The sequence below is a fragment of the Stenotrophomonas sp. YJH_SMC_64 genome, from assembly GCF_059371375.1.
Genome location: NZ_JCAFUN010000009.1, coordinates 149971 through 162499, shown reverse-complemented (window position 1 = coordinate 162499; position 12529 = coordinate 149971). Strand labels below are relative to the sequence as shown.

Below are 12529 nucleotides of genomic sequence, written 5' to 3'. Positions count from 1 at the left end.
ATCGGGGCTCAGGCTAAGTCACACTTATGGTCACCCAACGCCAGCTGCCATCGCTTGCCGCCATCCGTGCCTTCGAGGCGGCGGCGCGGCTGGGCAGCTTCGCGCGCGCCGCCGAAGAGCTTGACACCAGTGCGGCGTCGGTGAGCTACCACGTGCGGCGGCTGGAGGCCCAGACCGGGATCTGCCTGTTCCTGCGCCACGCACAGCACGTGGAACTGACGGTGGCGGGTGCCAGCGTCGCTCAGGAGGCAACCCGGGCATTCGATGCACTGCGCGCCAGCTTCATGCGCGCCGCTGACAGGGATGCGGCGCGACTGCGCCTGTCCGCGCTGCCGACGCTGGGCACCAGTTGGCTGACGCCGCGGCTGGGCACGTTCCGCGCCCGCTACCGGCAGTTCGTGCTGGAGCTGGATCTGTCAGCACAGCCGCAGGATCTGGCCGCCGGTCACTTCGATGCCGCCATCCGCAATGGCCAGGGCGAATGGCCGGGTCTTCAGGCAACTCCCTTGTTTCCCAGCGTGTTCACACCGTTGTGTGCGCCGGCGCTGCTGCACAAGGCGCGTGGGCTGGGCAGCAGCGCGCTTGAGATTCCCCTGCTCGGGCGGCCGGACTGGTGGGCCCTGTGGTTTGCCGCGCACGGGCACATTCCACCGCCGCCACCGGAGAGTTTCGTCGCGCCCTTTGCCGTCGAACATCTGGATGTCGGCGCCGCGATCGCCGGGCAAGGCATCGCCATTGGTTCGCCGATCCTGTTCCAGGCCGAGCTGGACAGCGGGCGGCTGGTGCAGGCGCATCCGGGCGTCGCCAGCGACGGTCGCAGCTTCTGGTTCGTGGCACCCACGGCGCGAAATGGCAGTGCCAAGGTCATTGCATTGCGTGACTGGCTGGTCGAGCAGGCCGCTGAGGCGCGGCACGCGGCACGCCACTACCTGGCCCAGGCGGTGGTGCCATGAACCAGAGCCCCGAACTGCTGCGGCGCCTGCTGCGTGCCAAGGACCGGATGGACCGCGCCAGCCATGAGGAATGGCCGGTCGCGCGCCTGGCCGAGGTCAGTGCGGTGTCGCCGGCGCACTTCGCCCGCTCGTTCAAGCAGGCCTTCGGGCTGCCACCGCACCGCTATCTCCTCAGCCGGCGCATCGAACGGGCCGTGGCGATGTTGCGTGACACCGAGTTGCCGGTCACCGAAATCGCCGCGCAGACCGGGTGGAGCAGCCTGGGTACCTTCGGCCGCATCTTCCGTGACATCACCGGTGACAGCCCGGGCAATGTGCGTGAGCGTGAGCGTGAGCGTGCGGGCCAGGCGGCGTCGGCCAGCGTGCCGGAATGCCATGCACGCGCCGCGCAGCGCCCGGACCTGAAGATCGCAGTTTTGGAGAAGCGCCGCCGCGAGGCGGTTGCTAACGTGGACCCTACCTGAGGGAGGTCCCATGACGAACACTGTGAACACGGTCGGCCTGTATGTGCGCGACCAGGATGAGGCGCTGGCGTTCTACGTCGGCAAGCTCGGCTTCGAAGTGCATACCGACGTACGCAATGGCAGCTACCGATGGCTGACGGTACGCAGCCCGGGCCAGGACGGTTTCCAGCTGGGCCTGTTCGTGCCAGGCCCGCCCACCCACGACGCCGCTACCGCGCTTTCGCTGCAGCAGCTGGTGGCCAAGGGCGCAATGCCGCCGCTGGTGCTGGCCGTGGATGACTGCCAGGCGCGCTACACGCAATGGCTGGCACAGGGCGTGGAATTCACCCAGGAGCCGATCGAGCGCTATGGCGCCGTCGACGCCGGTTTCCGTGACCCGTCAGGCAATGGCTGGAAGATGATCGAAGCCCGTTCCGAAGCGAGGCGCCGGCAATGAGCCGCGGTGGCTGGGCACGGCCCGTGCATCGTTGGACCTCGATCGTATTCACCCTGGCGGTGATCGCCAACTTCGCCGTTCGCGGGCTGGGGCAGGGCGAACCTGCAGCGTGGATCACCTATTCGCCGCTGCCGCCGCTGTTCCTGCAACTGTTCACTGGCCTGTACCTGTTCGCGCTGCACTACGCCGGAAAGCGCCGCAGCGCCGCACTGGGCACTGCGGGCTGAGCAGGGTCAGGCGACGGCGTCCACCGCGTAGGCGGCAAGCAGGTCCGGCAGCTGGTCCATGCGCTGGAAAATCACCTTTGCACCGACTGCGCGCAGGGCTTCGGGTGTACTGTGGTGCGGGCCACCCTCACTGAAGCCGAACACGGTGGCGCCTGCGGCAACGCCCGCAGTGGCGCCGGTGACGGTGTCCTCGATCACTGCACAGCGCGTCGGGTCCACGCCCAGTGCTGCGGCAGCAGCCAGGTACACGTCCGGGTGCGGCTTGGTGCGCGGCATGTCCTGGCCACTGAACACATGGGCACCGAAGGCATCAAGGATGCCGACCTTGCCCAGCTGCAGCTTCACCTTGTGCAGGTCGGCACCGGAAGCGCAGGCGATCCGCCCGCCGGTGGCCGCAGCGATCGCACGCACGGCCTCGGGTGCACCCTGGATCGCTTCAAGGTCACGTTCCAGTGCCCGGTTGCGCTGATGGCGGAACTCCTCCAGCCATTCCTCGGTGAACGGCTTGCCGGTGCGCTCTGCGATCAGCCCTGCCAGATGGGCCACGGACTGGCCGAGGAAGACTTCACCCGCCTGCGCCGGGGTCAGCGGCCAGCCGCGTGCGGTCAGCATTTCCGAGAGAACGCGGGCGACCAGCGGCTCGGAATCGACGAGTACGCCGTCGCAGTCGAACAGCACGGCGTCGAAGGGGAAACGGCACATCTACAGCTCCAGGGGGCAATGCGGTGGTGCAATTGCCCGCCATTTTCCCACAGCCATCCCTGTGTGGCACCCGGACTGGGTGCCACCCATTCCCGGCCGGCCGGTCAGCCCAGGTCACAACCCGCCGGCTGCGGCCAGGTGCTGGCCGGCAGCATGTTCTTCAACGAGGCCGGTGCGTTGATCGCCACGTAGCTCGCACCCAGCAGCTCCTCCAGATCGGCGATGGTCACCAGGTAGCTGTCGAGGCTTCCGAGATTGGCTTCGTTGGGAATGATCCAGCTGATCGCCTTGGCGGTGCCGGTGTTCGGGTCACGGGTGATGATGGTCTTCCAGAAGAACTCCGGCGTCGGGATGCCGTGGCTGGAAAGGAAGTAGTCGTTGGAGACGTCGCCGTAGACCACGCCACCATAGACATCCACCGGCGCGATGTCGCGGTAGCACTCGGCCACGTTCTCGGCCTTCACCCAGATGCCCTGGTTGAAGCTGGACACCTGCGGAACGATGTTGGTCATGTAGTTGGCGCGGCGGATGTAGGTCGCGTTGTAGTCCATGTGGTTGGACGTCACCAGATGGCCGCGGTCATAGCCGGACTTGATGCTGGCGTAGGAAGCGGTGCTGGTCTGGCCGAGGCAGCCTGCCGGCAGGTCCGGATCCTTGTAGAAGCTGGACGGGCGCGCGGCCGAGCCGGTGTCTGCGGTCAGGGTGTATTCGTAGCGGGTGGCGCTGTGGATGCTGCAGTCGTAGGTGAGCACGAAGCCGCCCTTGTTGAGGGTGACGACCTGGGCCTGGGCAGCGCCGGCGAAGGCACTGAGGACGAACGCGAAGAAGAAGCTTGCAAGGCGCATTGCGGTTCTCCAGCAGAAGTTCAGGGCGCAGCCGTCCGCCACGACCAGGCCGGGGCGAAGTCATGGGAGGGCGTTGCGGGGACGGGTGCTACGGATTGCGGTAGGACGTGACCGCGATGACAGGGCCGTGGGGGCCGTGCGGTGTCGTAAGCGTCACAAGCTGTCGTCTTTCGGTCAACGACGAAAAGACCAAGCTGTGACAGCGCGCAAGCACTGGAGATGTGTCAGATGGAGCAGGGCGTGACTGAAACCCAGGCGTGCTAGGGCATCGCGACGCCTGCAGCGGTCGTCAGGGGTTCGCCTTCAACACGTAGTCGCCATTGCGTGTTCCCGGCACCAGCGACCACTCCGGCTTCAGGTCCAGCGACCATCCCGGCCCCTGCAGCGGCGGCTCAGTATTTGCGGGCGCCTGCACGAACACCGCCTTCCAGTCGCTCTGCATCAACGCACCGTCGGTGACTTCCAGGCTGCCCCAGACGTCGGTCAGCCGCATCGTTGGATATACCGTGCCACGGCCAGGCAACGGCTGCATCGTGTTGGGGTTGAACTGGATGCGCATGCTGCGCAGGTCCAGGCGCACGACCGGGCCTGTCACGAAGCGCGCACGATTGTGTTCCAGCTGCGCCAGGCGCTGCTGTTCGCGCAGCGTTTCAGCTTCGCGCAGTGCTGGCCCGTCGTAGCGCGTGGCAGCTGCCCGCAGTGCGGTAACGTCCGTCTGTGGAGGTGCACCGGTCGCTTCGGCCAGGCGCGTGCCGAGATCCCGGGCGTGGTGGGCGAGATCGCTGCGCCAACCGGGGGCCGCCTGGTCCAGCAGCAGGCCATAGGCCGGGCCGGTGGCGTAGGCGAAAGAGCGGACGAAGCTGCGATCAGCAACGTGCGCCCGGAGGTCATGCAGCGCCGCCTGGACGCGTGTCGCGGGTGACGGGTTGCCGACGACCACGCCGGTGTATTCAGCCAGGCCCTCGTTCAATTCCAGCGCGGCTTCGTCCTGCGCGGCCGCAGGGAACTGGTGGTGGCGTTCGGCGCGGAATGCAAGCGCATCCATCATCGCAGTGTGCTGCGCCACTGCATCGGTGGCCGCAAGCGCATCCGCCAGTGCGCGCCATTCCAGTTGCAGCCAGTAGCGTCCTTCAAGCGTGTCGAGGTGTTCGTTTCCGCCCTCGGTCGGCGCGATGATGGGCAACGCCGGTTGCAGGCGATGGAACATTTCGTGAGCCAGCAGGGTACTGCGCCGGGACGCGTCCTGCGGCAATGGCCAGAGCAGCTGCGTCCAGCGTGTGCCGGACCAGTCCACGGCGGTATTGGCGACGATCGCATCGGCCGGAAGCTGGCCTGCGAACACGTTACCGCTTGCCTTCAGCGCCCCCTGTACGTCTGCGTGCGAGGCGATGACCTGACGGCTCCCTGGATCAACCAGCATCATCGGCCCGCACAGGGAGTGCCCCCACAGTCGGCCCTGGTCTCCGTTGCAGAGTTGTTCTGCGTGCAGGAAGACCTCCCGGGCCGCCGCGTCGGAGAGCTCCCGTTCGTTGGCCATCACGGTTGGTTGCGCACATAGCGCCAGTACAGCAAGCAGCAGGAAGCGTGACCCCATGACGTCCATTCATCCTTGAGACCGAGCTCTAATAGCATCGATCCCACGGGCCGGCAACGCAGCAAACGTCATGCTGCGTCGCAAGGTGCCACCCACCATTCGCACTGGTACGGTCCAACCCGTTGCACCACCACCGACGGGGAGAGACGACGATGCGCAAGGTATTGCTGCTGTTGATCCTGCTGACCGGCCTGGCGCCGACCGCCTGGGCCGCCACGGTCAAGACCACCCACCGCACCATTCCCGGCTGGGATGGAACGCCTCTCGGGGCCTTCGTCATCGAACCGCAGGACGCGGGCAGCGGGCGCTATCCGCTGCTGGTGATGCCCAGCAGCTGGGCGGTGCCCAGCGTGGAGTACGTGGGGGTGGCGCAGTCGCTGGCTCGGCGCGGCTATGTGGTGATCAGCTACAGCTCGCGTGGCTTCTGGGAATCCGGCGGCAGCATCGACATCGCCGGCCCAGCCACGGTCGAAGATGTCAGCGCCCTGATCGATTGGGCGCTGGACAACACCCGCGCCGACCCGGCCCGGATCGGCGTTTCGGGCATCTCCTACGGTGCGGGCACCAGCCTGCTGGCGGCGGCACGCGATCCGCGCATCAAGGCCGTGGCAGCGCTCAGTGGCTGGGCCGATCTGCAGGCCTCGCTGTACAGCAACGATACCCCGAGCGCGCAGGGCATCGCCCTGCTGGTGGCGGCCGGGCTGGTGACCGGACGTGCCGGCTCGGAGCTGGCCACGATCAACCGCAATGTGCTGGTCGGCAACTACCAGGGCGCGGTGGATTCGCTGCTACCGGTGGCGGCGCAACGCAGTCCTGCGGCCAGCATCGACGAGATCAACGCCAACCAGCCGGCGGTGTTCCTGGCCAACGCCTTCAACGACAGCCTGTTCCCGCCGGGCCAGCTGGTTGACTTCTTCAACCGGCTGAAGGGCCCGAAGCAGCTGCAGCTGCGCCACGGCGACCACGCGCTCAACGAAGCGTTCGGTGCACTGGGCATCCCCAATGAAGTCTATGACCAGGTGGGCGACTGGTTCGATCACTATCTGAAGGCGGCGGCCAACGGCATCGACCGCCAGCCGGCGGTGCAGCTGAAGTCACAGAAGGGCAGCTGGAGCAGTTACCCGGACTGGCAGGCGACCAGCAAGGGTGCGGTCAGCTACGGCCTGACCGCACCCTCTGGCCTGCTGCTGCCGACCGGTGGCCTGGTCGAGAATGGCAGCAATACTGGCTGGAACTATCGCATCGGCAGCGGGCTGCTGACCGCAGCCAGTTCCGGCGTGGCGATGGCCTCCGGCGCGCTGCAGATGATCAATCTGCCGCCGGGTGCCTACGTGCCGTTTGTTGGCCGCAGTGCTGCCGGCGTCTGGCAGGGGCCGATCCAGTGGAGCGCCAAACGGCTGGACGGTACGCCGGAAGTGCGCCTGACGGTCACGCCCAGCCGCGCCAATACCACGCTGTATGCCTACCTGTACGCCGAGGATGTGCTGGGCAACGGCCAGCTGATCAGCCACAAGCCGTACACGCTGCGCGGTGCCACGCCGGGCCAGCCGAAGACGCTCGACCTGCGGCTGGAAGCGAGCAGCTGGAACCTTCCAGCCGGCAGCCGCCTGACCCTGGTGGTTGATACCGTGGATCTGCGCTATGCGGGCATCAGCCAGTTGGGTGGCACGGTGAGCTTCAGTTCACCGGCGAACGCGCCGTCGGTATTGAAGGTGCCGCTGCATTGATGTGGCGCCGTGCCCGTTGCGGCGGGCACGGTACGCCAGCGCGGAAAGCTGCGAGACTGCAGGTCGGTCCGGTAGAGGGATGAATCCATGGCCATTGCATGGCTGTTGCTGGGTGCAGTGCTGGCTGCACCTGCCACGCAGGACGCGCCGATCGACTGGCCGAGTACGCTGCAGAAGGATCTGGAGGCTGCCGATGCGGCGATGCGCGGCAGCCATCCCGGGGCCGTTGATCGGCAGAACCCCGGATTCGGCGCCCAGCTGGACGCTGCCCTGGCACTGGCACGCTCCCGCGTTGGAAAGGCGAAGAGTTTCGCGGGCTACTGGTGGGCCATGAAGGGCTATGCAGCCTCTTTCAACGATGGTCATGTCAGCCTCAATGCGCTTGCCGGGGCTCCCGAGCTGCCAACGCGGTGGCCCGGCTTCCTGACCGGCTTCGATGGCGACACGCAGGTGGTCGTGACCGTGGACGGTGGCCCAGGCTATCCGCCACTTGGAGCACGATTGCTGTCCTGTGATGGCATCGATGCACAGACGCTGGCTGCGCGCAGGATCGGGGACTTCAGCGGGCGCTGGAACCTGCAGGCGAGCCGCATCCACGGCGGCGGTGAGGTATTGCTGGAGCAGGGCAATCCTTACGTGCCGGCACTGCGCACCTGCGTTTTCCTGGTGGACGGACGCGAGAAATCCTATGCACTGCAGTGGCAGCCGCTGCAGGCCGCACAGCGCAAGGAGCGGCTGGCCGACACCCGGCGCAGCTTCCGACCGGCCAATGGCTGGCACACGATGCCCAATGGCGGCTACTGGATCACCACAAGCAGCTTCAATGCCGATCCCACTGCGGCCAATTTCAAGGAGCTGACCCGGATGCTGCAGCAACTCACCCCGGTGGCTGATGCGTTGCGGCAGGCGCCATGGGTTGTGCTCGATGTGCGCGGTAACAGCGGTGGTGCGTCGCACTGGAGCATCGAGCTGGCGCGGTTGATCTGGGGGCGCGAGGCCGTGGACGCAGTGCGTGACGACAGCTGGGTGGAGTGGCGGGCGTCCGAGCCCAACATCGCACAGCTGCGTGGCTTTCTGGAGAAACTGAAGCAGGCACCTGACGCATCACCGGCGTTGCTACACATGCTGCAGTCCGTGACCGAAGGGATGGCGCAGGCAAGAGAGCAAGGCCAGCCATTTTGGCGGGAACCGGCCAATGATCCGGCCGCCGCGGTATCGCAGGTAGAGCAGGCCGGATCCGGACACACGGGCAGGGTGGTGATCGTGGCCGATGCCTCCTGCGGCTCGGCCTGCCTCGATGCACTGGATCTGTGGAAACGGCTGGGCGCGATGCAGGTCGGCGTCGAGACTTCGGCCGACAGCCTCTACATGGATGTCAGGCCGGAGCGGCTGCCGAGCGGCCTGGCCAGGATTTCCGTACCGATGAAGGTTTTCCGAGGCCGGGTGCGCGGTTCCAATGAACCGCATGTTCCGGATCGTCGCTATGACGGCGACATGCGGGACACACGCGCACTGGAAGCGTGGCTGCTGGCGCTATGAGGACGCGCTTGCCCGTGACGCGGGATTCCCACGTGCTGTTGCCGGACGCAACGCTGGGTCAGCGCAGGTCCGGTGGATTCATCGAAGCGTCGCGGACACAGGGATCACCAGCGTCCGGTGTCAAGCGCGCCTCGATGTCCGGTGGAAACCGCGGAATCCTGCTGGTCTGCATCACCACCCAGCGCATGATCGTGTGCAGGTAGTTGAGTGGCAGCATCGTGAGCCACATGAAACCCGGGAGCTGCGCGTCTTCGGCGAAGATGCGCTCCTTGCCGGACGCGAAGCTCTCGTGCTTGCCGTCCAGCGGCATGCAGTAGTGCACCGCGTCCACGACGGCTGCCGGTCCTTCTTCCATGTAGCGCCGCAGGAACTCCCAGTGGGCATGTGCGTTCTCGATGCGAGAGGTCGCGATGCAGAACGCGAACGTCTCCCGTACTGTGACGCCATCCGCGTCCAGGATCAGTCCGCGGACATCCCAGTTGTACCATCCGAAGGTTCCGGTTCCGCGGCCAAGCGTGAAATAGACCTGGTCCCAGGGCACGCTGAGGGTGGTGCCATCCAGCCGGAACACGTGTATCTGCCGGTGCTTGCGATCGAGTGCGATCGGATAGTAGGTCCAGCGGAACAGCTCGAGGCAAGCCACCCAGATGCTCGCTGCAGTGAAGGCGGCCAGCATCGCCATGCCGATGAATATCGCCTCCCACAGGCCGTTTTCGTTGGGCAGCCTGTTCACGATCAGCAACCAGAGCAGCATTAGCATGCCGCCCAGCCCGAAGGCAATGCCGATCGCGCCCAGCAGGGCTGCAAAGCCACGCGCGGCGAACCAGCGATCCACCGAAACCAGGCCGTTCGAATTCATCTTCACCACGCACAGCTGCGCCAACGGCACGACATCCAGCCGCTTCTTCTGCAGCAGGCGGTGCTCGCGATCAAACGCATTCAGTGGGCGGTTGTTGGGAAACTTGCGCGTGTATCCGGTGTAATCCATGGGCGATTCCTGCGCGATTCCAGCGCCCGTTGGATTCTAGCGGGATTCTCCCGGGGGGAGATCAGCGACGAACGTCGAACGGGTGGCTCTCCATCAGTGCCCGGACTTCAGCTTCGCGGGCAGGGCTGAAGTCGCCGGGAATGGCGTGCTTCAACGCGCCCGCGGCCAGTCCGAAGCGGACGGTGCTTTCTGCGTCCAGACCGGACAGCAATCCGTGCAGGATGCCGGCGGCAAAGGCATCGCCACCGCCGATGCGATCAACGATGCCGGGCAGCGGCCTCGGAGCAGCCTGCGCGCGGGTTCCATCGCGTCCCAGCAGCAGCGCACCGAGCACGTGATGGTCGGCGCTGATCACCTCGCGCTGGGTGCAGGACAGCCACCGCAGGTGCGGGAACGCGGCAAAGGCAGCGGCCGCAGCGGCCTCGGTTCGGGCGATCGCATCGTCCTGCGCGAAGTGCAGCCCCAGCACCAGTTCGATGTCCCGATGATCGGCAAAGACAATGTCGGCCTCGGCGAAGACCTCGCGCAGGATCGCCGCTGCGTCGCCATCCCAGCGTCGCCACAGTGAGGGACGATAATTGCCGTCGAAGGACACCTGGACACCGGCCGCGCGAGCCGTACGCACGGCACCCAGCACCGACTCGGCCACGTTGGCGCCCAGCGCCGGACTGACGCCCGAGACATGCAGCAGGTGCGCGCCGGACAGCAGGGCGGGCCACGCATGGTCACTGGCATTGCTGTTTGCGAATGCAGAGCCGGCCCGGTCATACACCACTTCACTGGCGCGCTGCACCGCCCCGGTCGCCAGGAAGTACAGGCCCATGCGGTCACCCTCCACTTCACGCACGGCGCCCACGCCCACGCCATGCCGCCGCAGCTCGGCCACAGCATGCCGGCCCAGCGCGTTACCGGGTACCGTGCTGACCATCTGCACATCGTGGCCCAGGCTGGTCAGCGAGACCGCCACATTGGCCTCGGCGCCTCCCACATGGACCTGCAGCTGCGGCGTCTGCAGCAGTAGTTCACGACCGGGTGCGCCCAGGCGCAGCAGCAACTCACCGAAACAAACGACGTGGCTCATCGGTTCTCTCTCACTCGGGGGTAGTGCAGCCCAGCATGCGCAGATCGATGGCATCGGCCATGCGCCGGTAGCCTTCGTCGTTGGGATGCAGATGGTCGCGGGTGATCTCGTTGGGCAGCGATTCGGCTGCCTTCGGGTCACGCAGCGCGGCATCGAAATCGATGATGCCGTCGAAGCCGCTGTTGCCGCCGCGTGCCCACTGGTTGATCGTGGTGCGGGTGGCGGCGGACACGGGCTCGTAGCGCTCGGAACCGCCGAACGGGGTCAACGTACCCAGCCAGGCGCGGATGCCGTGCGCATGCAGCCGCGCCGCAACCTGTTGATAGCCCAGCAGCATGTCCGCCGCATTGCGTCCAGGCAGCGGCTGCGCGCCACCGCCGTGGCGGATGTCATTGATGCCTTCGAACAGGATCACCTGATCGGCGTCGGCCACCGCGATCACATCGCGATCCAATCGTGACAGCGCACTGTGGCTGCGGCCATGGTCAAGCAGCTTGTTGCCGCTGATGCCCTGGTTGAGCACCACGAACCGGTTCGGGCAGGCCTGCTGCAGGCGCTGCGCCAACCGCTCCGGCCACTGGTTGAAGGTGCCGCGGCGTGCGGTGGCGCCTTCCGTGATGGAATCGCCCAGCGCCACGATTACCTGGGGACGATCATCACGCTGCACCATCACTGCCGAGAACACGTTCTGCTGGTAGCTCAGCCGCACGCTGTCGGCGACGGCTGTCTGCCTGCCATCTGCGACCCGCAGCTCGGTGCGGCGCACGGCGGGGCGGGTGGGCTGCGGGAAATAGGCACTCACGCTGATCTCCTGCAGCGCCGCCACCGGCATCCGCACCGGGTCGCTCAGCAGCGCGGCTCCGACCGGCACCTCGATGACCGCGCGGCCATCCACCGTTACCCGCAGCGGTGCGGCCTTGCCGTTCTTCACTCCCACACGCAGGTCCTCGACCCGCAAGGGCGCCGTGCCGAGCTCGTTGCTGATGCGCAGCCGCAGCGCATCGCCACGGCTGCCGATACGCATGTCCTGGCGCACGGTCTGTGCGGCGAACTGTAGCGGCGCATCGGACGTTCCGTCCTTGCGGTCGGGCGCGGGCGCGGCCGTCCAGGCAGTGACCCACACGGGTGCGGCCCACGCAGCGGGCGCCGTCATGGCGGAGCAGAGCGTCAATGAAAACAGAAGTGTCCAGCGCTGCATGGGCAGGAGTCCGGTCAGGTGTCAGGAGAAGTAGGTGCCGCCGTTGACGTCCAGATTCGCGCCGGTGATGAACGCCGCCGCATCCGAGGCCAGGAACACCGCAGCGTCGGCGGCTTCGTCCGGCGCGCCCTGGCGGCGCAACGGGGTGGCGCCGGCAACGGCCGTGCGTACTTCCGGCTTGGTGAATTCATCGTGGAAGCGGGTGGCGATCATGCCGCAGCACAGCGCGTTCACCCGGATACCCTTCGGCCCCAGCTCCTTGGCCATGGCGCGGGTGAAGGTCATCACCGCCGCCTTGGCGGTGGCGTAGATCGATGCGCCCGGGCCGCCGCCATCACGACCTGCCTGCGAGGCGAAGTTGACGATGGCCGCGCCTTCGCGCATGTGCGGCACCACCGCGTGGGTGGTGAGGTAGGTCGAGGTCAGGTTCAGGTCCATCACGGTGTGGAAGAACACCGGGTCGATGTCGGCCAGCGGCCGGCGCTGCACCATGCCACCGGCCACGTTCACCAGCAGGTCGATGCGCTCGCCGAACGCGGCCTGTGCCGCAGCGACCAGGCCGGCGACGGCCGTGGCATCGGTGACGTCGGCGCGATGCACGATGGCCTGGCCACCGGCCGCCTGGATCCGTGCCAGCGTTTCCTGGGCACTGGCCTCGTCATTGGCGTAGTTGATGCAGACGCGTGCACCGGCGGCAGCCAGCTTGATCGAAACGGCGCGACCGATATCGCGGCCACCGCCGGTGACAATGGCCACCTTGTCCTGGAACGACATG

At 66.8% G+C, this 12529-nt stretch carries 13 protein-coding genes; 6 read left to right on the top strand and 7 right to left on the bottom strand.

Going from position 1 to position 12529, the window contains the following annotated elements; genetic code table 11:
* Nucleotides 1-26: 26 nt before the first annotated feature.
* From AC5P9L_RS11655 to AC5P9L_RS11640, 4 genes are read left to right on the top strand one after another with little or no spacing between them, the layout of a single operon-like run.
* Nucleotides 27-953 (top strand): LysR substrate-binding domain-containing protein, encoded by a 927-nt coding sequence (locus AC5P9L_RS11655; RefSeq protein WP_227415512.1) that lies wholly within the window; start codon nucleotides 27-29, stop codon nucleotides 951-953.
* A complete protein-coding gene (locus tag AC5P9L_RS11650) occupies nucleotides 950-1417 on the top strand; it encodes a helix-turn-helix domain-containing protein (protein ID WP_024957195.1) in 468 nt (155 codons plus the stop codon). Before AC5P9L_RS11655 ends, AC5P9L_RS11650 begins: the two co-directional genes overlap by 4 nt.
* A gap of 10 nt (nucleotides 1418-1427) precedes the next feature.
* A complete protein-coding gene (locus AC5P9L_RS11645) occupies nucleotides 1428-1853 on the top strand; it encodes a VOC family protein (RefSeq protein WP_049450762.1) in 426 nt (141 codons plus the stop codon).
* Nucleotides 1850-2080: a hypothetical protein gene (locus AC5P9L_RS11640; protein WP_033834252.1), complete on the top strand. Its 231-nt coding sequence runs from the start codon at nucleotides 1850-1852 to the stop codon at nucleotides 2078-2080. The genes AC5P9L_RS11645 and AC5P9L_RS11640 overlap by 4 nt, the downstream gene beginning before the upstream one ends.
* Nucleotides 2081-2086: 6 nt before the next feature.
* Here the strand turns inward: AC5P9L_RS11640 and AC5P9L_RS11635 are convergent, their stop codons facing one another.
* From AC5P9L_RS11635 to AC5P9L_RS11625, 3 genes are all read right to left on the bottom strand, one after another.
* Nucleotides 2087-2782 carry an HAD family hydrolase gene (locus tag AC5P9L_RS11635; protein ID WP_279915517.1) on the bottom strand — a complete coding sequence of 232 codons (696 nt, stop codon included), beginning with the start codon at nucleotides 2780-2782 and terminating at the stop codon, nucleotides 2087-2089.
* Between the two features lie 104 nt (nucleotides 2783-2886).
* A complete protein-coding gene (locus AC5P9L_RS11630) occupies nucleotides 2887-3627 on the bottom strand; it encodes a DNA/RNA non-specific endonuclease (RefSeq protein WP_099531350.1) in 741 nt (246 codons plus the stop codon).
* A gap of 289 nt (nucleotides 3628-3916) precedes the next feature.
* Nucleotides 3917-5230, bottom strand: a complete 1314-nt coding sequence (locus AC5P9L_RS11625; RefSeq protein WP_180881192.1) for an adenine nucleotide alpha hydrolase family protein — start codon at nucleotides 5228-5230, stop codon at nucleotides 3917-3919.
* Nucleotides 5231-5373: 143 nt separating this feature from the next.
* On the opposite strand from AC5P9L_RS11625, the gene AC5P9L_RS11620 reads away from it, so the two are divergent.
* Both AC5P9L_RS11620 and AC5P9L_RS11615 read left to right on the top strand, forming a co-directional pair.
* Complete coding sequence (locus tag AC5P9L_RS11620; RefSeq protein WP_180881193.1) at nucleotides 5374-6948, top strand: S15 peptidase family protein; 1575 nt, start codon at nucleotides 5374-5376, stop codon at nucleotides 6946-6948.
* 87 nt (nucleotides 6949-7035) lie between these two features.
* Complete coding sequence (locus AC5P9L_RS11615; RefSeq protein ID WP_279915516.1) at nucleotides 7036-8487, top strand: S41 family peptidase; 1452 nt, start codon at nucleotides 7036-7038, stop codon at nucleotides 8485-8487.
* Nucleotides 8488-8545: 58 nt separating this feature from the next.
* Here the strand turns inward: AC5P9L_RS11615 and AC5P9L_RS11610 are convergent, their stop codons facing one another.
* The 4 genes from AC5P9L_RS11610 to AC5P9L_RS11595 form a co-directional block, all read right to left on the bottom strand.
* Nucleotides 8546-9475, bottom strand: a complete 930-nt coding sequence (locus AC5P9L_RS11610) for a DUF6708 domain-containing protein (RefSeq protein ID WP_024957202.1) — start codon at nucleotides 9473-9475, stop codon at nucleotides 8546-8548.
* Nucleotides 9476-9536: 61 nt separating this feature from the next.
* Entirely contained in the window at nucleotides 9537-10556 is a 1020-nt protein-coding gene (locus AC5P9L_RS11605) for a sugar kinase (RefSeq protein WP_197584218.1), read from the bottom strand.
* A 10-nt stretch (nucleotides 10557-10566) separates the two neighbouring features.
* Complete coding sequence (locus tag AC5P9L_RS11600) at nucleotides 10567-11754, bottom strand: GDSL-type esterase/lipase family protein (protein ID WP_197584216.1); 1188 nt, start codon at nucleotides 11752-11754, stop codon at nucleotides 10567-10569.
* Nucleotides 11755-11775: 21 nt separating this feature from the next.
* Nucleotides 11776-12528: an SDR family NAD(P)-dependent oxidoreductase gene (locus AC5P9L_RS11595; RefSeq protein WP_005409758.1), complete on the bottom strand. Its 753-nt coding sequence runs from the start codon at nucleotides 12526-12528 to the stop codon at nucleotides 11776-11778.
* Between the last annotated feature and the right edge of the window lies 1 nt (nucleotide 12529).

Coding starts and splice junctions, on each gene's coding strand:
- AC5P9L_RS11625 (WP_180881192.1), bottom strand. CDS start 5,230: ATGGACGTCATGGGGTCACGCTTCCTGCTGCTTGCTGTACTGGCGCTA.
- AC5P9L_RS11630 (WP_099531350.1), bottom strand. CDS start 3,627: ATGCGCCTTGCAAGCTTCTTCTTCGCGTTCGTCCTCAGTGCCTTCGCC.
- AC5P9L_RS11655 (WP_227415512.1), top strand. CDS start 27: ATGGTCACCCAACGCCAGCTGCCATCGCTTGCCGCCATCCGTGCCTTC.
- AC5P9L_RS11595 (WP_005409758.1), bottom strand. CDS start 12,528: ATGTCGTTCCAGGACAAGGTGGCCATTGTCACCGGCGGTGGCCGCGAT.
- AC5P9L_RS11635 (WP_279915517.1), bottom strand. CDS start 2,782: ATGTGCCGTTTCCCCTTCGACGCCGTGCTGTTCGACTGCGACGGCGTA.
- AC5P9L_RS11650 (WP_024957195.1), top strand. CDS start 950: ATGAACCAGAGCCCCGAACTGCTGCGGCGCCTGCTGCGTGCCAAGGAC.
- AC5P9L_RS11605 (WP_197584218.1), bottom strand. CDS start 10,556: ATGAGCCACGTCGTTTGTTTCGGTGAGTTGCTGCTGCGCCTGGGCGCA.
- AC5P9L_RS11640 (WP_033834252.1), top strand. CDS start 1,850: ATGAGCCGCGGTGGCTGGGCACGGCCCGTGCATCGTTGGACCTCGATC.
- AC5P9L_RS11610 (WP_024957202.1), bottom strand. CDS start 9,475: ATGGATTACACCGGATACACGCGCAAGTTTCCCAACAACCGCCCACTG.
- AC5P9L_RS11645 (WP_049450762.1), top strand. CDS start 1,428: ATGACGAACACTGTGAACACGGTCGGCCTGTATGTGCGCGACCAGGAT.
- AC5P9L_RS11615 (WP_279915516.1), top strand. CDS start 7,036: ATGGCCATTGCATGGCTGTTGCTGGGTGCAGTGCTGGCTGCACCTGCC.
- AC5P9L_RS11600 (WP_197584216.1), bottom strand. CDS start 11,754: ATGCAGCGCTGGACACTTCTGTTTTCATTGACGCTCTGCTCCGCCATG.
- AC5P9L_RS11620 (WP_180881193.1), top strand. CDS start 5,374: ATGCGCAAGGTATTGCTGCTGTTGATCCTGCTGACCGGCCTGGCGCCG.